Annotated in this window: 17 protein-coding genes; all 17 read left to right on the top strand. The window is 41.7% G+C overall.

The genetic code is table 11. The features are described from left to right. Window positions 1-5: 5 nt before the first annotated feature. The 17 genes from BM377_RS11290 to BM377_RS11210 all read left to right on the top strand — a co-directional run bounded on the left by BM377_RS11290 (window position 6) and on the right by BM377_RS11210 (window position 21,049). Window positions 6-1,787 carry a DUF6044 family protein gene (locus BM377_RS11290; protein ID WP_092248248.1) on the top strand — a complete coding sequence of 594 codons (1,782 nt, stop codon included), beginning with the start codon at window positions 6-8 and terminating at the stop codon, window positions 1,785-1,787. Between the two features lie 98 nt (window positions 1,788-1,885). Then, entirely contained in the window at window positions 1,886-2,413 is a 528-nt protein-coding gene (locus tag BM377_RS11285) for a hypothetical protein (RefSeq protein ID WP_092248245.1), read from the top strand. 45 nt (window positions 2,414-2,458) lie between these two features. After that, complete coding sequence (locus BM377_RS11280; RefSeq protein WP_092248242.1) at window positions 2,459-3,472, top strand: hypothetical protein; 1,014 nt, start codon at window positions 2,459-2,461, stop codon at window positions 3,470-3,472. A gap of 31 nt (window positions 3,473-3,503) precedes the next feature. Further along, entirely contained in the window at window positions 3,504-4,445 is a 942-nt protein-coding gene (locus BM377_RS11275; RefSeq protein ID WP_092248239.1) for a glycosyltransferase family 2 protein, read from the top strand. A 22-nt stretch (window positions 4,446-4,467) separates the two neighbouring features. Then, window positions 4,468-5,694, top strand: a complete 1,227-nt coding sequence (locus tag BM377_RS11270; RefSeq protein WP_092248236.1) for a lipopolysaccharide biosynthesis protein — start codon at window positions 4,468-4,470, stop codon at window positions 5,692-5,694. Between the two features lie 153 nt (window positions 5,695-5,847). After that, window positions 5,848-6,216, top strand: a complete 369-nt coding sequence (locus BM377_RS11265) for a GntR family transcriptional regulator (RefSeq protein WP_092248232.1) — start codon at window positions 5,848-5,850, stop codon at window positions 6,214-6,216. A gap of 28 nt (window positions 6,217-6,244) precedes the next feature. After that, entirely contained in the window at window positions 6,245-7,123 is an 879-nt protein-coding gene (locus BM377_RS11260) for an ABC transporter ATP-binding protein (RefSeq protein ID WP_092248229.1), read from the top strand. A gap of 4 nt (window positions 7,124-7,127) precedes the next feature. After that, window positions 7,128-7,784 (top strand): hypothetical protein, encoded by a 657-nt coding sequence (locus BM377_RS11255; protein ID WP_092248226.1) that lies wholly within the window; start codon window positions 7,128-7,130, stop codon window positions 7,782-7,784. 14 nt (window positions 7,785-7,798) lie between these two features. Next, window positions 7,799-8,461 (top strand): hypothetical protein, encoded by a 663-nt coding sequence (locus BM377_RS11250; protein WP_092248223.1) that lies wholly within the window; start codon window positions 7,799-7,801, stop codon window positions 8,459-8,461. Window positions 8,462-8,498: 37 nt separating this feature from the next. Continuing rightward, the gene (locus BM377_RS11245; RefSeq protein WP_177223871.1) at window positions 8,499-9,347 is read left to right on the top strand and encodes a CPBP family intramembrane glutamic endopeptidase; all 849 of its coding nucleotides are present in this window, start codon (window positions 8,499-8,501) and stop codon (window positions 9,345-9,347) included. A gap of 47 nt (window positions 9,348-9,394) precedes the next feature. Further along, window positions 9,395-10,252, top strand: a complete 858-nt coding sequence (locus BM377_RS11240; RefSeq protein WP_177223870.1) for a type II CAAX endopeptidase family protein — start codon at window positions 9,395-9,397, stop codon at window positions 10,250-10,252. A 287-nt stretch (window positions 10,253-10,539) separates the two neighbouring features. After that, complete coding sequence (locus tag BM377_RS11235) at window positions 10,540-11,241, top strand: ABC transporter ATP-binding protein (protein WP_092248214.1); 702 nt, start codon at window positions 10,540-10,542, stop codon at window positions 11,239-11,241. Window positions 11,242-11,262: 21 nt separating this feature from the next. Next, the gene (locus BM377_RS11230; protein ID WP_092248211.1) at window positions 11,263-12,873 is read left to right on the top strand and encodes an efflux RND transporter periplasmic adaptor subunit; all 1,611 of its coding nucleotides are present in this window, start codon (window positions 11,263-11,265) and stop codon (window positions 12,871-12,873) included. Window positions 12,874-12,875: 2 nt separating this feature from the next. After that, window positions 12,876-14,087 (top strand): ABC transporter permease, encoded by a 1,212-nt coding sequence (locus BM377_RS11225; RefSeq protein ID WP_092248208.1) that lies wholly within the window; start codon window positions 12,876-12,878, stop codon window positions 14,085-14,087. Window positions 14,088-14,090: 3 nt separating this feature from the next. Beyond that, complete coding sequence (locus tag BM377_RS11220) at window positions 14,091-15,302, top strand: ABC transporter permease (protein ID WP_092248205.1); 1,212 nt, start codon at window positions 14,091-14,093, stop codon at window positions 15,300-15,302. A gap of 833 nt (window positions 15,303-16,135) precedes the next feature. Next, window positions 16,136-19,729 (top strand): DUF5717 family protein, encoded by a 3,594-nt coding sequence (locus tag BM377_RS11215; protein WP_092248202.1) that lies wholly within the window; start codon window positions 16,136-16,138, stop codon window positions 19,727-19,729. 18 nt (window positions 19,730-19,747) lie between these two features. After that, entirely contained in the window at window positions 19,748-21,049 is a 1,302-nt protein-coding gene (locus BM377_RS11210) for a DUF5716 family protein (protein WP_092248199.1), read from the top strand. Window positions 21,050-21,071 lie beyond the last annotated feature (22 nt).

The raw sequence follows: 21,071 nt of genomic DNA, 5'->3' as shown, positions 1-21,071 counted from the left end.
TATTCATGGCGGCATTAAAAAAACATATTTCGTTGATATTGGTAGCGTTATTTGTATTGGCTGTTGCAATCTTCTATGCCATCATCGGCGACAACAGTTATATTGCCGTTCACGATAATCTCGATTTATTCGTTGCACAATTTGCAATGCTCAAAAATACGGGCACTTTTTTTGCCCACGGAGTATCTGCTCCGTTCCTTGGAGGCATATCAAGAGATGTGCTTCCAAGCGAGTTTTCTTTATATACGGTTCTGTATATGATATTCCCGCCTTTTGCGGCATATGTTATAGGATATGTTTTAAAGGTTCTTATCGCAGTTTTCTCGATGAGGCTTCTTATTGTTGATGTTTTAAAAGATCGTAGCGGAAAAGACAATAAGAACACCCGCGCAGGAAACGAAGATGAAGGCTTTGCGGAAGCAGCTAACATTGCAACTCTCGTCGGCCTTTTATACGGTGTTCTAAATCTGTTTCCCGCATTCGGAATTTCTTTTGCATCAATCCCGCTTATAGTTTTTCTTCTCAGAAGAATATATTTTTCGCCAAGATACGGAAAGTCTCCGTTATATCTTTTGCTTATTTTCTTATATCCTTTTATATCTTATTTTTCCTATTTTGGATTTTTTATAATCGGATATCTTTTCTTTGCGATAATATGGCTTTGGATCAAGGATAAAAAAATTCCCGTGGGACTTGTTAAATCAATTCTCGTTCTCACTATCGGTTATGTGATCATGGAGTACAGACTCTTTGACATGATGCTCTTTTCTGATACAGTCACGATAAGAGAGACTATGGATCCGGGATTTATGCCGGGAAAAGACGTTGTACATCTGATCGCAGATGCTTTTGTAAACGGAATGATGCATGCGGATGATGTGCATAAATTCTTTGTTATGCCTGTGTGCGTTATCTATTTCTTTTTCCTGAATATAAGATATATCGTGAAAAAGAATGCGCGCGGAATATTTAAAGATATCTACAATCTCGGAGCGCTGATGATCGCTTTAAATGCGGTTGTCTACGGATTGTATTACTTTGAACCGGTGAATAAAATACTCGGAACTGTTGTGCCGCCGCTTAAGGGATTTCAGTTTAACAGGACGATCTTTTTTAATCCTGTTATCTGGTGTTTGATGTTCTTTATCGTTGTTTACAGAGTGAAGGTTCATGCGATAGTTAAGTATGCAGCGGTTCTTGCGGCAATCGCGATAGTTCTTTTGACTCCGGGAAGATACAACGATCTTTATACCACGGCGCACCATACGGTGAGAGCGCAGGTTTTTGGAAATGAAAACGATGAGCTTAATTTCAGAGAGTTTTATTCTACAGGGCTCTTTGAAAAAATAAAGAAAGATATAGGATATGCGGACGGTGAGTGGAGTGTGGCTTACGGCATGCATCCCGCGATCCTTGAATATAACGGCATTTCGACGCTTGACGGATATCTCGGTTTTTATCCGCAGAGTTATAAGGATAGCTTCCGAAAGGTAATTGCTCCCGCACTTGATAAAAAAGAAGCCATAAGAGCGTATTTTGACGATTGGGGAGCAAGGTGCTATCTGTATTCGGGAACCGACGATTCGATCGTCATGGCGACGAAGAGTATGACAGGTGTTACAGATAATACTTTGTATGCTGATACGGCGGCGCTCAGAGATATGGGATGTAAATATATTTTTTCAAGAATAGATTTATCTAATGCGGATGACCTTTCGCTTGTATTAATGGGCGATTATACCGGAGAGAATTCTCCGTATACAATCTATGTCTATAAAATACAATAGTTTTAATGTTGCATGCTTTGAAAGTGGCTTGTTTTGTACAATTGGGAAATATATGTTATACTTTAGTCGCTTATACTAGGTTAAGGAGGTAAATTAGAATGAATAGAAAACTGGTTTTAGCACTTACTTGTGTGATGATGATAGGAATGCTTTCAGGATGCGGTAAGAAGAAGGATGCCGCAAATGATGAATCATCACAGCAGGATCCTACAATTACAATTACTGATGAAAGCACAAATACTTCATCAAGCGATGTTGAAGTGAAGGCTTCAGAGGAAGAGTCCAAGGGACTTGCTGCGCCTATAGTAAAGGGCGGAGTGATGAAAGAGGGCAGCGAAGCCATTGATGTGGAATTTGAATGGAATCCCGTAGACGGCGCTGACGGATACGAGGTAGATATTCAGAGTAAGGCCGAAGATGCTAAGGAGTATACTCCTTATGAGCCCGGATATACAGAGCTTGAGAAAGACGGAGATTACTTCATCACCACTGATACCAAGTTTGTAGCATCTGCTCAGGATGATTTCGATTTCCAGATCAAGGTAAGAGCCTTCAGAGCAGAGGACGAAGACAAGACTTTCAGCGACTGGAGTAAGGTTGCTTACGGTCAGACATACGATAAGTAAAACCAATAAAACTAACGTGATTTATTTTTTAGAAGGAAAGAGAAAATGAAAAGAAGATTTGTTATATTGCTTACATGTCTGGCAGTGGCAATATTGCCGGGCTGTAGTTCTAGTGTAGATCTTGAAGATCAGAACTATGAGATAGAGGACGAGGCACCTGCTGCAGAATCTTCGGAAGAAGCATCAGAGCCTGAGACCGAGGATGAGGATTCAGAGTCTGAGGAGCCGGAAGAAGCTACGGAGGAAACATCTACAGCTTCCGAAGCTGCTTCTAAGCCTGAAGTAAAGGCGGCTGATACAACTGCTGAAAAAGCAACAGATACAACAGCTTCTAAACCCGCTGTAAAAGCAGAAAGTGCGCCTGCGCAGAATGTTAGCAGTTCGCCTGCTAAAGCGGATAACCAGGCCCCCGGAGAATTACTCCCTACACCTAAGGTTAATACCGGTGTATTACATGTGGGTGAGAATGCCATGAATGTGGAGTTTACATGGGCTCCCGTTGAAGGCGCAGAGGGTTATGAGGTCTTAGCTGAGGATAAATTCTACAAAGATGACGAATTAAGCTATAAGCCTTATAAGGTATATGGTCAGACTACAGACTATTACAATACCGTTGAGACTAAGTATGTCGCAAGCTCTCAGGATTATTTTGATTTTAGAGTACAGGTAAGAGCTTATAAAGGCGAAGGTGCAAACAGGCGCTACAGCAAGTGGAGTGATTTTGCATATGGCAATACACAGGGAAACAGACCGGCAGCTCCCAAGGTTGTAGCAGGTACATCACATCAGGTGGATGATCACCATGAAGTTGATTTTACATGGCAGCCTGTTGAAGGAGTTAAGGAATACAGGGTTACGGTATGGGTCAAGACTCCTGAAGAGACTGAATACAAATACAAGGAAACTGTGAAGACAACCGATACGAAGTATGCTTGCGGTGCTCAGGACTATTTTGATTATAGAGTTGGTGTAGAAGCACTCGGAGAACAGGTTATTGACGGAGCAGTTTATCCTGCTGACAGTGATATGAGCGAATATGCTTACGGGCAGATACGCTGATAATATAAAACATTTTATTTAAGAGGTTTCTATGGATAAGATAGCGGTATTAATTCCGTGCTACAACGAAGAGAAGACTATAGCTAAGGTTATTCGCGACGCAAAAGCTGCGCTTCCCGAGGCTACGATCTATGTTTACAACAACAATTCCAAGGACAGAACAGCAGAGATTGCTGAGGCCGAGGGCGCTGTTGTAAGAAACGAATATATGCAGGGCAAGGGCAATGTTATAAGACGTATGTTCAGAGAGATTGATGCTCTTGTATATGTCATGGTAGACGGAGACGATACTTATCCCATGGATTCAGCCCCTGCGATGGTTGACCTTGTACTTAATCACAATTCGGATATGGTAGTCGGTGACAGACTTTCCTCAACATACTATCAGGAGAACAAGAGACCTTTCCATAACTTTGGAAACAATCTTGTAAGAGGCAGTATCAACAGACTTTTTGGTTGTAACGTAAGGGATATCATGACGGGCTTCAGAGCATTCAGCTATGAGTTCGTTAAGACATTCCCCGTTCTTTCCAAGGGCTTTGAGATTGAGACAGAGATGACCATTCATGCTGTTTATAACAACATGCAGATTGATAACGTGGTCATTGATTACAGAGACAGACCTGAAGGCTCAGAGAGTAAGCTCAATACTTACGCTGACGGCTTTAAGGTACTTAGAACGATCGCAAGACTTTACAGAGATTATAAGCCCTTTGGCTTCTTCTCATTCTTTGCACTGCTTCTTGCAATCGTAGCCGTTGTATTCTTTGTGCCTATTCTTACAGAGTACTGGCAGACACATCTTGTGCCCAAAATACCTACATTGATCGTGTGCTGCTTTATTATGCTCGCGGCGGTTCAGAGCTTTTTTGCCGGAGTTATATTATCGACACTTGCGATCAACAACAGGCGTGAGTTTGAGATGCAGCTCAATATGCTTCAGAGACATAAAGAGACTGACTACAATAAATGATAATGTGTTAGTGTGAGGAATAATGTCAGGTTTTTTTTCAAAAAATAAACTTGGATTTTTAAAAAAGTTTTCCAAGGATTTCGTGTTCAGCGTGCTTGCGCTGGTCATATATAACGGTGCGTTGCAGCTTTTTATCTATCCCGGAATGGAATCCGCGATGGGTAAAAAGCCCTTCGGCATCGTTCTTTTTTTGATTTCCGTGGTATCAATCATGGGTGCGGGATTCGGAACGGCGGCCAGTTATTCCAGAATGATGGCCAAAAAAGCCAGAACACAGGAGAATGGGGATTACAATATCTTCCTTCTCATAGTTACTGTCATATGTATACCGGTCACATATGCGGCTCTTTACGTGAAAAATATTCTTAAAGTTGAAGTTTTTATTCCGGTTCTCATACTGATGGTACTTACGGTATATAGATATTATGCAGATGTACAATATCGCATGGATATCCGGTTTAGGGATTATTTCCTGTTCTTTACGGCTGTAACCGCAGGGTATGTGATAGGTCTTTTTGTCTATCCGTATCTTGGAAGCTGGACCTGGGTACTAATTCTGGGAGAGATGTTTGGCCTGGTATTTACTTATTTTTCCGGAAGGATATTTAAGAGTCCTTACTTCAAACTGTCGGATAGTTTTAGAGCCAACATGAAGTCCGTTTGGTTCATATCGTTAAGTAACCTGCTTGGGGCGCTTATCCTACATTCCGACAGGTTGCTTATCAGTCTGACAGTCGGAGAGGAAGAAGTGACCATATTCTATACGGCAAGTGTTATCGGCAAGATAGTGGCTCTTTTGACAACACCTCTTAACGGCATTTTTATCAGCTATCTGACCAATTACAAGATAAAGCTTACAAGAAAAATATTTTCTGTTGTGACCGGAGCTGCTTTGATCATCACTTTTATCGGAACTTTTGCTTGTATGTTTGTATCGGACATTTTTGTAAAGATCAAGTATCCTGATGTCTACGCGGATGCAGCCAAGCTCTTCCTTACCGCTAACCTTGGTCAGCTGCTTTATTTCATATCAGGATCGCTCATGGTTGTGATCTTGCCCTTTACGGGAGAGAAATTCCAGCTATATATAAACGGAGTGTATGTGGCTTTGTTTGCCGTTATAGTAATTCCCGCGGCAATAATGTTTGGTTTATCCGGAGTTGCCCTGGGACTTGTACTTGTTAATATCCTTAGGTTCGCCATCGTTTATGTTATAGGAATGATCGGAGTAAAAAAAACCGAAGAATAAAAATATTATTGAACACCTGAAAAATACTGAAAAGAGGGTGCATACCGCAAATGGTATGTATCCTCTTTTTTTATAATAGTTGACAAAATATCTTTTGTGTTATATGGTTGATTACACAAGTAATTAACCAATAAACTAAAGGAGGTAATCGGTGTGCTGGATAATTTAGGCGAAGACAAATCAATCTATCTACAGATAAGTGAAATGATAGAGGATGAGATACTGCGAGGCATACTTAATGAAGAAGAGCAGGTTCCGAGTACTACAGAGCTTTCCAAATTCTATAAGATCAATCCGGCAACTGCGGCTAAGGGTATCAACATTCTGGTGGACAAAGAAGTACTTTATAAGAAAAGGGGAATCGGTATGTTTGTACAGACTGGAGCAAAAGGAAAGATAATTGAAGAGAGAAAAAAGAACTTTTATGAGACATTTGTAAAAAAGATAATCACTGAGGCCAAGCTTATCGGAATAGATAAGCAGGAGCTTAAGAAAATGATAGACCAAAGTAATGAAGAATAAGACCTTAGATTAAAAAGGAGACAATAATATGAGCATATTATCGGGAAAAAATATAGTTAAATCATACGGCAAAGAAAACGTACTTAAGAATGTAAGCGTTGAAATAGAGACAGGTAAGATCTACGGACTCATCGGAAGAAACGGTGCGGGAAAGACAACTCTTTTATCCATTCTGACTGCACAGAATCCCGCTTCGCAAGGTGAGATCACATTAGACGGAAAGCCTGTTTGGGAGAACGAAGAATCTCTTTCACATATCTGCTATTCGAGAGAGATTTCACCCGTTACGATGTTTGGTCCCAATACTCTTAAGGTAAAAGAATACCTGGCTACGGCAAGGGCTTTTTACATAAATTGGGATGAAGCTTATGCAAAAGAACTGATAAAACTCTTTAATATCGATATCAAAAAGAGAATCAGTAAGCTTTCAAAAGGTATGCTTTCGGCTGTGACAATTATCGTGGCGCTCGCAAGCAAAGCGGACATCACTATCCTTGATGAGCCCGTTGCGGGACTTGATGTTGTTGCGAGAGAGCAGTTCTACAAGCTTGTTATAGAAGAGTACAGTGAGACCGGAAGAACTTTTATCATCAGTACTCACATAATTGAGGAAGCAGCATCATTGTTTGAGAAAATTATCATCATAGATAAAGGAGAGATTAAGTATCAGGAAAACTTAGATGAGCTACTTTCAAGAGCGTATCGTGTAAGCGGTGATACGGATGCGGTTGATAAGGCTACGGAAGGATTTAAGATCTATAATCCCGAGAGCCTTGGAAGAAATAAGGTTGTTACGGTTCTTGCGGATAAGCCTGTTGAGAGTTTTGGCGAAGGAGTACAGGTTGAGCCTGTATCACTGCAGAATCTTTTCTACGCAATGTGCATGGGCGAAAGAAAGGAGGCGTGAGTAAATGGGCGAACTTTCCAAGAGAGCGGCCAAATATTATTTTGTGCAGGGGACAAAGCAGGCTTTATTTGTCCTTGCATTTTTGGCGATGATAACAGTATTAAATTGTCTTGTATTTGTTGATGGAAGTGTAATGGATTCCTTAATGGATAACATAGGGAGTTCAATTCGTTATGGATCCTATATGATAGTCTTATGTAATTTCATGTTTTCTGTATACGGACCCAATTGGTATGATAGCATAGCGCTTTCTCTTGGCTGTAGGAGAAAAGATATTTTTATCGGAGAAATGATCAAACAGGTGATGTTTGTGCTAAGTGATTTTATAGTGCTTATCGCATTGGCAACGGTTGCTAAACAGGAATATATTATAGTCCTTATCGGATTCGTTGTCTTAGGGCTTGTAATGGGACCACTGGGGTTGATCGTAGGTCATAAGATTAAAAGAATCGGAAGAATAGTGGTCCTTGTTACAATTATGGTAGGAGCATTTTTTAGTGCAATGTTATCAAACATTATAGCGATGAGAACAGAGGCTTTTATAACGGAAGGCTGTCCGGTGACCGGGGTTGTTATCGGTTTTATTATTGTAGCGGCAGTGCTATATACACTCTTTGAATTTTGGGCATATAACCTCAATAAAAAGAGTATGGTAGTTTAATGAGGAGAATATATATGAGTAGAGACATTAAAGCAATAGCAAGACTGAAAAAGCTGAGTGAAATATATAATTTGTTGATTATTTCATTTGTTGTTCTTTTGGTGCTGTTTATCGGATTTATTTCGGGAGACGATGACATGAGAGTAGGAAATATACGCATACTCATTGCTACATTGATTTCGGGAATATATGTGGGAGTAAATTTATTTATTAAGCTTATTACCATGGCCGATGAGATAACCAGAGGCCTTACCTTTGGAATGACAAGGAAAAAGTTGTTTGTATTGGAAAGAATGACGGATATTGCCGAGATACTTGTGGTAGCATGCATAGCTTTTTTGCTTATCGGAAGAGGCAGTATGATAGTTAAACTGATTATACTTGTTTTTGGTTTATTTAACTGGGTAGAAGGCCTTGCCGGAAATAATATGATGCGATACGGAAAAAAGGCTTTTTGGGTATATTACATTATTTATTTTGCTATTACATTGATTATTCCCAGAACTTTGGGGGCGTCAGACAGGATTGTAGAGATAACAAGATTGTTCATGGACTGGATAAGGGGAACGGTTTTAGGACAGCCTCTATTATGGACGGGAAGTATTATCTTTGCTATAGTAGGACTGGTGGTTAACTGGATTACTTTCAGAAGGATACCGGTTAATTATTCGATTTAGGCTTTTAAATAAAAGAAAAGAGGAGATGAAAAAAGTCATGAACAAGATTAAAGACAAGGCAGAATTTATCAGATTGTTACTGGTGTTTGCGGCAGTGATGGCTGTGATGGTCATAGTATCACGAGTTACGGGACCATGGGCGGCATCGGTTGGGGTAGATCTTCCGATCATTGTGGTGTCATTGCTTCTTTATGTTCCTATGCTTGCCATAGTACTTATCTATAGCTTTGTAAAGGGAGATAAGTTTCTTGAATCCTTTGGGATAAAAAAGATTAAGATAGGAACGGTATTTCTTTCGATACTTCTTGCATTTGTAGCAATGCCGATGGGATGGTTTGCAAATGTGCTCTCGCAGTTATTTGTGCCTAATGTATTCGCGCAAGCCGCGGAATCAATGTTTGAAGGATCGCTATTGCCTGTTTTCTTCGCGATGGCAATTATGGCGCCTATATGTGAAGAACTGTTGATGAGAGGTTTTTTTCAAAACAGATTCTCTAAACTCATTCCTTTTGGGGCATCCGCAGTACTTACAGGGTTCTTATTCGGCGTACTGCACATGAATGTAAATCAGTTTTGTTACGCTTGGATTTTGGGTATAATTGTTGCATATGCAAACAGAGCAAGCAGAAGTATGTTTACTTCTACTATCATGCATATGGTATTTAACAGCTTTGGGTTTGTGGCAATGCTGATATCAACAAAAGTTGTTCAAGCAGCGGGGGAATCATTGGCAGAAGGCGCAGAAGCATACAGAGCGGATATGTCATATATGGCTGTCAGTGCTGTCATAACAGGAGTACTCGCAATTATATCTTTCTTCCTTGTTCGTCTTGTTATCAAGGCTATAGCTAAGCATGAGGGAACAGATTTACAGGCTAACGCCTAACGCTTTATAAAAATACTATCATGTCAGGCTTGAAAAAGGAGAGAGTTGTGGAAAACAAGGTTTTTAATAAAAAAGAATTTTTTGCCATATTGGCTATATTTATATTGATGATTATTGCAGGATTAGGCGGTACATTAGTGCTTGGAATTGTGGGTGCGTTCACCGGGATTATATTTCCGGGGATTGTAACTTATCTGGGTTTCCTTATACCTGCGCTTGCTATCGTTATTGCATTTAACAGAAAAGAAGGAAGCTTTTTACAGGCATTTGGATTTAAGCCTATCAGTTGGAAGATCGTACTTCTTACGGTTCTCTTGACTGTTGTTTCTTATCCGATAGTTTTATTTATGGATTTATTGTCGCAGTTGTTTGTTCCAAATATTATCGCGAGCACGGCTGATTCACTGGTCGGAAGCTCATCGGTAATATTTATTTTACAAGCTGCGCTGATCGCTCCTATCTGTGAAGAGATACTAATGAGAGGCTTTTTCCAAAACAGACTTGCTAAGGTTTGTCCTTTTATTGTAGCTTCCATTGTTTCGGGATTTTTGTTTGGAGCGTTCCATATGAACTTAAACCAATTTTGTTACGCATGGGTTTTGGGAATTATATTCGCTTATGCTAACAGAGCAAGCGGAAGTATTTTTACGTCGATCATTATGCATGTACTGATCAATGCATACGGTGCTATAACTACCGTGATCGAGGTGGCAAGATATTCAGCTATGGGCACAACATTGGGCGAAGTTGCGGAGAAAGAAAGAGCAGATTCTTCCAATATGATCCGTTATATCATAATATTTGGCATTCTTTCGATTGCTTCCGTAATTCTCACCCAATTGGTGATTAAAAAGATTGCCGAGCAAAGAATTAAAGAGGCCCCGGCAAAAGAACAAGCAGCATAAAACATAGGCATAACAGAGCGTTTCGTAGCAGTACGGGCGCTCTTTTTATAAAGAGATTCGGAAACCTTACAAAAATGTAAGCTTAGAATATCGATATGTAAGATAAACCACAGGAAACTCAGAAAGGTATTTGATACTATATACTGTGAAAAATGACTGCGTAGATATTTTTACTATTTTTTAGAAATTAAGTATTGACAGAAGAAAATAAGAGTAGTAAAGTTACTACGACAAGTATAGTACAGCTATCGTACTACGCGTAACAATGTATTAGAGGAAATCATATTATGAAAAAACTTGTAGTAATAAAGGATGTAAGCAAGATATACAATCCCGGAGAGAATGAGGTCAGGGCGCTGAACCATGTCAGCCTTACGATAGGCGAGAGGGAATTCGTAGCCATCATCGGTCAGTCGGGTTCGGGTAAGTCAACACTTATGAACATGCTTGGATGTCTCGATACACCGACCAGCGGTAAATATTATCTACACGGACATGACGTATCGCATATGACAGACGATGAACAATCGGATATCAGAAATAAAGAGATCGGATTCATCTTCCAGGGATTTAACCTGATACAGTCTCTTACGGCTCTTGAGAATGTTGAACTTCCTCTTATTTACAGAGGAGTCGGCAAGAAGGAAAGAGACAGACTTGCAAATGCTGCACTCAACAGTGTGGGACTCGAAAAGAGAAAGACTCACAAACCTAACGAAATGTCAGGTGGACAGCAGCAGAGAGTAGCGATTGCAAGAGCGATAGCACAGGCACCTCCGATACTTCTTGCGGATGAGCCTACGGGTAACCTGGATTCGGCATCAAGCAGAGAGATCATGAAGATAATCAAGAGACTTTACTCTGAGGGCAGAACGGTTATTATCATCACACATGATCCCGGTATCGCCAAGCAGGCCAAACGAATTATTACAATCTCTGACGGTATGATTCAGAGTGACATTATAAATCCGGATTACAAAGAAGATTGATTTAAGGGAGTGGAAAAGGAAATGGCAGAGAACAAAGATTTAAAGAAAGATGTGGAGTTAAAAGAAGAAAAAGAAACTACTCCCGTCGTTGAAAACAAGAATGAGATCAAAGAGACAACGGGAAGTAGCGTTGAGATCTATGATGAAGACGATGACTTTGAGGTAGAAGAAGTTAAGAAGCCCAAGAAAAAATTAAAGAAAAAATGGATAGTACTCGGCATAGTGGCTTTACTTCTTATATTTTTCATCGCAAGAGCTTTTCTCGCAGGAAAGAATGCAGCATTACCTGTACAGACTGTTGATGTTGCAAACGGAACCATTGAGAATATTCTTTCTGTTTCGGGAACAGTTGAAAGTGCTGACAGTAAGAGCTATTTTGCAGATGTTACCGCACCTGTGGATCAGCTCAATGTAAAGATCGGTGATAAGGTTGCATCCGGCGACGTGCTATACACATATGATGCTGCACAGCTTGAGCTTGCGGAAAAGAATGCTCAGCTTGCCATCAAGCAGGCCAAGGGTAATTACAGTGCGCTTTACTCAGGTGCGGCAGCAGCCGACAGAGACTATGCAAAGGGCATGAATGCTCAGCAGATCAATGAGAGACTTGATGCCATCACGGCAGAGATGGATGCTCTTGATGATAAGATCACCGAGAAGAGAAGCAGAATGAGCAAGACTCTTTCAGATCTTAATAAGACTATGCTTGATGTTAACCAGAACGGTATTGCCGATGGAACGGCAGAGTCTTACCTTGACGGAAATGACGGCTACATCACAAGAAGAGAGAATGACAACAACGACAGTGATGTTTCAGAGAGCAACAAGCAAATGTCACTTGCACTTCAGGAATCAATAAAAGATGTATCTTATGCTCTTGAGAACGATCCCGAGATTCAGGGATGGGAGAAACAAAAGACAACTCTTGCTGAAGAACAGGCTCATCTTTCAAGTGCCAAGGCCGCTCAGGTAAACGGCGGAACAGCATCAGCTAACAAAGCTAATATGGAGTCAGTACAGCTTACACAGGAAGATACTATTGCTAAGATCCAGGAAGCAAAGGATGGAATCAAGGCTGATTTCAACGGCGTTGTAACAGCAGTGGATGTAGTTGAAGGCGCTACGGTTGCACCCGGAACTAAGATGATCACACTTGCAAACCTTGATGACGTGCAGGTTGACGTACAGGTATCAAAGACAGACCTTCCCAAGTTAGCGGTTGGACAGAAGGTTGATATTACAATAAACGGTAAGGCTTATACCGGAGAGATCACACAGATCTCAGGTTCCGCTACAAAGAATGCCAACGGCGTTGCGGTTGTAGATACAACTATTAAGGTTACTAATCCCGATAAGGACATTATCCTCGGTGTTGAAGCAAACAATAAGATTCATGCCGAAAAGGCAGAGAACACTATAGTTCTTCCTTACGAGTATGTGCTTACAGATGCCGACGGAGACTATGTATTTGTACTTGAGAACGGCGTTGCGACAAGAAAAGATGTTAAGATCGGTATTTCTACAAGCACAGAGGCTCAGATTGTTGAAGGTCTTTCTGTGAATGACAAAGTAATTACAACAAATCTTGAAACGCTCACTGACGGAATGCCGGTTGTAGCTATGGAAATGTGATAATGGGAACTGTCAAAGAATATTTAAAAAGTGCAATAAATCAGATGAAGCATAACGGTTACAGGACCTTTATGACGATGCTTGGTATTATTATCGGTATTGCAGCCGTAATTACGGTTGTTTCGCTCGGAAAAGGTATGACTGATTATGTTAACGGTGAGATTAACGGGCTGATCGGTAACTATGGTTATGTTGTTATCGATAACGCCAAGACTACCGAGCTTTTTAGCCCTGATGATATCAGACTTTTGGAAGAATCCGTATCGGACCTTAAGGGCGTGTCTCCTTACTTTGAGGAAGTGGGCAGAGCCAAGGGTACAAGGGGTACATATCAGGCTGATGTGATCGGAGGAACGGAAGCCGTAGAGCTTGCCATCAGCAGCAAGGTTTACAAGGGACAGTATTTTACGAAGCAGATGGTTGAAACAGGCCAGAAAGTGTGCGTCTTGATGAAAGATGATGCAAAACACTTATTCGGTACCGATGAATGCATCGGCAATGTGATCGAACTTACGTTAGCCGGTAAAACTGCGGAATATACTGTTGTCGGCCTAAGAGAAGCTATAAACAGCGAAATGGTCACTGCACTTGCGTCAGAAATGGATTATTATGTCTCGGTCGAGGTTCCGTATACAGCTTTTGCGACCGATTTCGGATACGATATCGATAAACTGAACATGTTACTGCTCTTTGCGGATCAGGATATTCTTCAAAAGAAAGTAAAAGAATGCGCGCAGGTACTTGAGAATGCACATGGACTGCGTGGAGCCAACGCTCTTTGGTCATACAGTATGGCGGATATGTCTGAAGAGATCAATACGATCCTTGGCGGTGCGTCAACATTTTTGATATTGGTAGCGGTTATATCGCTTGTAGTTGGCGGAATCGGAATCATGAATATCATGTTGGTATCGGTAACAGAGAGAACAAGAGAAATAGGTATTCGAAAGTCAATCGGAGCAAGAACCGGAGCTATAACGGCGCAGTTTTTGTCTGAGGCTGCGGTTTTAACGCTTTCGGGCGGTGTTATCGGTATCATTGTCGGAATAGGATTATCGTTTATAGTTTGTTCGTTACTACACTTTAAGCTGATAATAACTCCCGGTTCGGTTCTGGGAGCAACACTTATTTCGGTTGGTATCGGTCTTGGATTTGGAATATATCCTGCCAGAAAAGCAGCCAAAATGAAACCTATAGATGCATTGAGAGTATAAAATATGGGAGTAATAGGAGAATATTTAAAAAGTGCGATTTCAAGTATACGAAACAATAAGGGTAGATCTCTTTTGACCATGCTTGGAATCATAATAGGAATAGCCGCCGTGCTTACAGTCCTTGTTATCGGTGACGGACTGAGGGCTAAGGTTACCGGAGAAATGGCCGCACTTGATGTTGCTACGATAAACATTTCACTTGATGTGGCTAAAACTGATAAATGCTTTACTCCGGAATATATGGAAGCTATTGAGCGCAATATGAGTTGCATTTACGGACTTAGTCCTTCGGTTTCCATTTACGGAAACGGTAAGGGTACAAAGAAATCTTACAATCTTTCTTTTTCCGGAGGGAGCGATGTGCTTTCCGAGAACGGACAGAATAAGATACTGTACGGAAGATATTTCACACGTGATGATGTAGATGCAGCAAATTATGTGTGTGTTATATCTCAAGTTGCCGCAATGAAATTATTCGGATATGAAAATGCGGTAGGTGAGACGATAGAGATCACCAACGGTGATATTACCAAAGATTTCACGGTTGTCGGTATTAGAGAAAACACATCAATGGATGATGCCTATGCGGAGGGCGATGAGCCTAATTTGCAGGGTGATGTCCCTTATACAACCGTGGCACTTGCGTATAACAAAGACGTAAACACCATGTTTACCAAAGTGACTGCATATATGCACAAGGACAACAAGGATGAAGCCAATCTCAAGATGAGGAGCGTTGTTGAAAACGTCCTTGGAATAAGAGGCGAAGGTGCGGTTAAGGTTGATGCTTCATCCGGAATGGATTCAACCAGTGATACGATCCTTAACGTCGTAACCGCGGTAGTTGCATTGATCGCATCAATATCACTTATTGTCGGTGGTATAGGTGTTATGAATATCATGACGGTATCGGTTACGGAGAGAACACGAGAGATCGGTATCAGAAAATCTCTCGGAGCAAGGACTTCTTCGATTCTTACGCAGTTCCTTGCAGAAGCGGCTATACTTACATTCCTTGGCGGAATAATAGGTATTATATTGGGACTTACTTTAGCTAAGATAGCATGTACAATGGTAAACTTCCCGTATACAGTCAATCCTGTACTGGTGGTTGTTGTTGTGTTTATTTCAACGGGAATCGGATTGTTCTTCGGAATATATCCTGCCAAGAGAGCTGCCAAGCTCGATCCCATCGAGGCGCTTAGAGCCGAGTAATAAATTAGTTTTCCTTCCAAATAATTGTTTCAAATACATGTGTGTGCACAGGGACTGCCCTTTATGGGTGGTCCCTGTGTCGTTGTATTAGGGAAATTGTAGAGACTAGAGCGTCGTGGTTACAAGTTATGCCTTCCCCGGTTTATGAGATTGTAGCAATAAAGCGGCTAGAGTCAAGGACAAGCAGTGTGCGCTTCGCACATCCTTGACTCTCGCCACTTTATTACTGTTTGGTAGTCAAGCGGGGAAGGCAAAAAGGTAAGAGAAGAACGCGAAAAACGGCTTGGGAGCGTCGGGCGTGCTGCGCTTTCGTTAAAAGTTGACATGATATCGATAATGAGCACGCATGGAGCCTGGTGAAGTGAATTCGCGTGTCGGATTTTTGTAAAAAAGCACGCGAGGGGAAGCTTGATGAGCTGACACGTGCTCGCCGGGCCGAGATGTGTTTGGCAAATTGATAATTCTCTATAAAAACAGCACGCGAAAATGGAGTCAATTAAAAGACGCGTGTCGCTGGGATGATTGATCGGTTGAAGTTGCCACTCTTTGGCATGCCTTCCCCGCTTGATTACCTGTTTGTAAAAAAAAGAGCTTGTGTCAAGGATGTGCTGGCACACAGAGCTTGTCCTTGATACAAGCCCTTTTTTTACTACAATTTAATTAAAACGGGGAAGGCTGTTTTGGGGATGGTTATCTGCTACAATGTATTCCAAACTTTGGGGTAGAATATCATTTTTTTTTTAATTACCACAAGATATTGTTAACAAAGTCGTATCATGTCTCATTTTATGGTATACTATTGTAGATATATTATGACATTTTTGGGGTGAATCGTGAGAGAAATAGTAGACAGACTACTACAGGGAAAATTTGAATATGAAGAAAAGAGCCTGGATTTCTCAACTCCTCGTATAGAACTTTCTATGAGTCCGGGTGATGTCACCGAGGGCTCTTTTACCATCTTTGGACCTGAAAACAGGCTTGTTGACGGCACTGTCAGTTCAACGGATATCAGGATGGAAGTTCTTACAAAAGCATTTTCCGGCTCACCTTATGAGGTTTCTTATAGATTCAGCGCTGTAGGACTGAGCAGCGGCGATGTCCTTCAGGGTGATTTTCGTATTGTTTCCAATCAGGGAGAGTATGTACTCCCTTTTGTAGTCACCGTAAGGCATGAGCAGATCGTTTCAAGCCTCGGTGATATCAAGAATCTTTTCCATTTTGCAAATCTTGCCAAGACAGATTGGGAAGAGGCCGTTAATCTCTTTTATTCGGATGAGTTTCTCTCCGTATTGAAGGGGAACGACGATCAGTATGAGAGTCTCTACAGGGGCTTATCCGCATCTCCCGGTAACGAGCAGAATGTCGAAGAATTCCTTATTTCGATCAACAAGAAGCAACCCATGGCTTTTCTTTTTGACCAGAAAGAGCTTGTTATTGATTTTACGGGAATATTCCATGACAACAGTATTCTTATAACGCGCAACGGCTGGGGCTACAGTAAGCTGTTTGCAAAGCCTGAGTGCGATTTTATCATGCTCGATAAATACGATATTTCCGAGGATGATTTCACCGGCAGCACATGTCATATCAAGGTAAGACTTCGTCCCGATAAGATTCATGAAGGCAATAATTTCGGCAAGATCGTTTTTTATAATGCTTTTTCAAGCACATCCATTCCGGTAACCGTATCGGTGAATGTTACGGGCAAGCATCCTACCGCTGATTATCAGGAGAAAAAGAAACTGATAGTTCAGCTTATTAAGGTATATGAGAATTTCAGATGTAAAAAGATATCGTCTAAGGCGTGGCTTTCCGAGACGGGTAAAGTGATCGCACGCATGAATGCGGTCGATGAAAAAGACCTTGCGTTTAGGCTTTACACGGCGCAGTACTATATCACCGCCGGAAGAGTAAATGAGGGCAAATGGATACTCGATCAGCTTGCAAGAGAAGTTGAGGATGCACCCGGAGATGAGCTTTACAGCTATTACCTGTACCTTTCTTCTTTGTGCAGTAAAGAGGACAGCTATGTCAACGATATTTCCGACAGGCTTGAAGGTATATACAGAAGGAACAAGGATAACTGGCGCATAGCTTGGCTTTTACAATATGTTTCCGAAGAATCCGCGATGAGCGGCTCAAGAAAGTGGATGATGCTCAGCGAGCAGTTTTCATACGGATGCACGAGTCCGATACTCTACCTTGAGGCGATGAATCTTTTGAATGATTCGCCTTCTATTTTGACGCGTCTTGAAGATCAGGAGCTGTGCATACTTGAATACGGCGCCAAAAAGCAGATGATAAGTCTTAATCTTATCGATCAGATAGTTTATTTGTCGGCAAGAGTAAGAAATTATGACAAGAGACTCTTTAGGATACTTAAGTCCTGCTATGAGATCAAGCAGGGAGATGACGTGCTTGAGGCTATCGTAGCTCTTTTGATCAAGGGCGGTGAAACCGGCAAGTACACGTTTGAGTGGTATAGAAAGGGCGTCGAGAGAGAGCTTCGTATCACAAGGCTGTATGAGTACTATATGATGTCCATTTATACCGATGAGAACGGACTGCTTCCTTGCGACATCAACAAGATGGTTCTTATGTATTTCTCATATCAGAGCGATCTTGAATATGATAAGAATGCGATCCTTTACAGATATATTCATGAGAGAAGAGATGAGTATCCTGAGCTTTACGATGCTTATGTTCCTCAGATCGAGAAGTATCTCATGGCACAGCTTGATAAGGGCAGAGTCGGCAAGGATCTGGGCTATCTGTACAAGAACCTTATCACCAAGCAGATGGTGGATGCCGCGAATGCATCCAAGGTTTTGACAGCGCTCTATACTTGCGAGATCACGGTTGAGGATCCCAAGATATGCGGCGTTTTGGTCGTATATGATAAGTGCGAAAAAGAGATGAGATATCCCGTTACAAACGGACGTGCATATGTGCCGCTGTACGGAAGCGATTATACGGTCCTTTTGATAGATCATGATGACAACAGATATGCTAAGAGCATTCCTTATAACAATGTAAAGATGATGCTTCCGGGCAAGATAGCGGGCTACGCCATTCCTTATATTCAAAAGGGAAAAGAAAACCTGGATCTGTTCCTGTGCGATCTTGGCAAAAACGCTTACACGATCGATATGGACAATGTCGGAAGATACAGAGATCTTGCGGAGTCGGAGCTTGTGCGTAAATCTTGCAGAAATGAGATCCGCAATAATCTTATCAGATTTTATTATGAGAATGATTTTACGAGGCAGCTCACTGAATATCTTGTGGATATAGATCCGACCGATATGACCGCCAAGGAAAGAAATGAGCTTATAGAGCTTATGGTAATGGGCGGGCTGTACGAGAAAGCACTTGAGTGGATCCTTGTGTACGGCTGCTATGGCATTGATGCCAAGATCATCCTTCGCATGTGCGGAAGGCTTCTTGACAGAGATATGTATCCCACCGAGGGTGATGCGATAGAGGTTGCGCATTATTCGTTTGTAAACGGTAAATATGATGAGCAGCTTTTGATCTATCTTGTAAGGTTCTTCTCCGGAACACTCAAGGAGATGAGAGATATCTGGAAAGCCGCCGAGGCATTCGGAATAGATACATACACGCTCTGTGAAAAGATGATCGTGCAAATGCTCTACTGCGGATCCTATATAGGAGAGCGCACGGAGATATTCAGGTCATATGTTCAAAACGGTGCCAACACTGAGGTTGAGATGGCATTTCTTGCACAGAATGCTTACGACAGTTTTGTGCACGGCAATATCACCGATGTGTATATATTTGACAGGACAGAGGTGCTTGCGATTCAGAATGCTCCGCTTCAGGATATTTGCAAGCTTGCATATCTAAGATATTATGCTGCGGAAAAGAGCTCCGAAGAGAGTGTCAATCCGGATGTTGCGGAGATGTTCCTTAAGGATCTTTCGACAAAGGGAATCTATTTTCCTTTTTATCAGGAGTATGCGGATATCATTCCGGATATGGTTTCCTTTAGCGACAAGACCATGCTCGAGTACAGGACTGCTCCGGGGACACGTTGTACTGTCCACTACAGACTTGCGACAGAGGATGACAACGAATACCATTCACTTGCAATGCAGGAGATGTACGACGGAATCTATGTAACTGCGTTTGTTCTTTTCTTTGGTGAGCAGCTGCAGTACTACATTACGGAAGAAAAGCCCGATGATGAGGATGCTCTTACAGAGAGCGGAACCATCCAGAAGAGCGATATAGTTAAGAGTCAGACCGGAATGAGCAGATACAATCTGATCAACGACATTATGATCGGAGAGACTTTGCAGGATTATGACACTGTCGATAAGCTGCTTTCCGAATATCATAAGAAGAACTATATGTGCAATAAGTTGTTTGGACCGCTTCAAAGCGAGTCTTTTACAGAATAAATAATAAGGGATAAAAAGATGCTTTTTGGAAATTCCGATGAAAAGCGCTTTGTGCTTGGCTATGACTTGGGCGAGAAGGTCTCTCAGATAAGTTTTTTGGCATCTGATGCGGACATGCCCGAGACACTGTCGGTACTGGCGGGATCAGAACTTTATAACATTCCTACCGTCCTTTGCAAAAGAAATGACGTCAACCAGTGGTTTTACGGCAAAGAGGCTGTTCGTCACATTGAGGAGGGAGACGGTATTCCCGTTTACTCTCTTGTGAGCAGTGCAAGGGAAGGTAAACCTGTGGTTGTCGGCAATGCGGAGTATGACCCGATAGCTCTTTTAACTCTGTTTGTAAAAAGAAGCTTATCGCTTCTGTCCATGGAATTGTCACTTGATAACGTCGATGCTATCATGTTTACCACAAGATCTCTCGATCACAGAATGATACAGGTTCTAAACGCGGTGACTTCTGCGCTTGAACTTAAAACGAACAATATTTATTACCAGAGCCACGAAGAGAGCTTTTACAATTACATGCTGTATCAGCCCGACGATCTGATGAATCATTCGGTCATCGCATGTGACTATGATCTTGATGAGCTGCATGTGTATGAGATGGCGATCAATAGGAACACAACTCCTCTGGTTGCGACAATAGACGTTAAAAGCTTTGACGACCTCAAGCTAGGAAGTGCGGGATTTCCCAAGGATGTGACCGCTTATCATAAAACATGTGAAAAGCTTGATGATGAATTCCTTACCGTAATGCAGAAGGTTTGCAGTGAAAAGATCATCTCTACGGTATTTCTTTTGGGCGACGGCTTCAGAGAAAAGTGGCCGAAGCGTTCACTTGAGTTTTTGTGCAGGACAAGGCGTGTGTTCCAGGGCAACAACATGTTCAGCAAGGGCGCGAGCATCGCTGCGAGAGAGAGGATAAAACCGGGAGACAAGGCTTCCAAGATAGTTTTCCTTGGGGAAGATAAGCTTAAGTCCAATCTCGGAATACATCTTTTGAAATGCGGAACGGAAGTGTATTGTGCGATCCTTGATGCAGGTATCAACTGGTACGAAGCTCAGACAGGCATGGATATCATAATGGATCAGAGCGGTATCCTGAATATAGAAGTCACACCGCTTACGGGTAAGAAACCGAGAATGGTTCAGCTGTATCTGGACGGGCTTGAGAACAGACCGATCGGAACAACAAGGCTAAGGCTCTCCGTAAACATGAATTCCGTTAATGAAGTGAATTTTAAGGTTACGGATATGGGATTCGGAGAGATCTATCCCGCGACCGGAAAAGTCTGGGAGCAGGTAGTGGAACTGTAAATACAGTTGCTTATAATTTGAT

Origin of the sequence: Butyrivibrio sp. INlla21, assembly GCF_900116875.1 — a bacterium.
In the GTDB taxonomy this organism is placed as follows: domain Bacteria; phylum Bacillota; class Clostridia; order Lachnospirales; family Lachnospiraceae; genus Butyrivibrio.
This window is presented reverse-complemented; position numbering and strand designations above follow the sequence as displayed.